We start from the raw sequence: 1,160 nt of genomic DNA, 5'->3' as shown, positions 1-1,160 counted from the left end.
GCACTTGGCAAGCCGCGAATATTTCAGTCGTAAAAATACCGAGCTTATCGAGCTAAATTGTGAGCATTTCAAAGAAGTGACTCGAACGGTGGAATCTGGCCATGCTGATTACGGTGTGCTGCCCATCGAAAACACCAGCTCGGGCTCGATCAATGAAGTATATGACCTACTGCAACACACCACGCTGTATATTGTTGGTGAGCTGACTCAACCTATCGAGCACTGCTTAGTTGCAACGAAAGACATTCGCCTCGAAGACATCAAAACACTGTACTCGCATCCGCAACCGCACCAACAGTGCAGCGAATTCTTAAGCCGTATGAAAGGCGTGAAACTTGAGTCTTGCGCAAGCACAGCAGACGCGATGCAAAAAGTCCAAGAGATGAATCGTGATGATGTGGCCGCAATTGGTAATGCTTCAAGTGGTAAGTTGTACGGCCTGCAAGCGATCCAAGGCAACATCGCAAACCAAACCGAAAACCACACACGCTTTATTGTCGTCGCGCGTAAACCAGTTGAAGTCTCAACACAAATTCCAGCCAAAACGACGTTGATTATGTCGACCTCCCAAGAGGCGGGCTCATTGGTTGAAACTCTACTGGTACTGCAACGCTACGGCATCAATATGACTAAGTTAGAATCGCGTCCAATCATGGGTAATCCGTGGGAAGAAATGTTCTACGTTGATCTAGAAGCGCACCTAGGCTCAACCGAAATGCAGCAAGCATTGCAAGAGCTAACAAAAATCACTAAGCACTTGAAAGTACTGGGTTGTTATCCAAGCGAAAACATCAAACCAACGCAAGTAAAATTGAGCTAATAGACATCGATGAGTAAAAAGATCATGGCAACCCAAAAAGTCGTTATCGCCTCTCTAAACCCTGCAAAAATCAATGCGGTAAAGAGTGCATTTCAAAGCGCATTCCCTCAACAAGTTTTTGAGTTTGTCGGCATCAGCGTTCCGAGTGAAGTCGCCGATCAGCCGATGACTAACGAAGAGACCCATCGCGGCGCACTCAATCGAGTTAAAAATGCCAAAGTGGAAATGCCAACTGCAGACTTTTATGTTGGCTTAGAAGCTGGAATTGAAGGCAATGTGACGTTTGCGTGGATGGTGATTGAATCAGACACCCATCGTGGAGAATCTCGCTCAGCCAGTT

2 protein-coding genes are annotated in these 1,160 nt (G+C 46.5%); both read left to right on the top strand.

From position 1 onward, the window contains the following. On the top strand, positions 1-820 hold an 820-nt coding region (locus R7D93_RS25760), incomplete at its 5' end, for a prephenate dehydratase domain-containing protein (RefSeq protein ID WP_318129617.1). 24 nt (positions 821-844) lie between these two features. After that, positions 845-1,160: DUF84 family protein (locus R7D93_RS25755; protein WP_318129618.1), on the top strand; the 316-nt coding region annotated here is incomplete at its 3' end.

It is taken from the genome of Vibrio sp. YT-15 (genome assembly GCF_033337445.1).
In the GTDB taxonomy this organism is placed as follows: Bacteria; Pseudomonadota; Gammaproteobacteria; order Enterobacterales; family Vibrionaceae; genus Vibrio; species Vibrio alginolyticus.
This window is presented reverse-complemented; position numbering and strand designations above follow the sequence as displayed.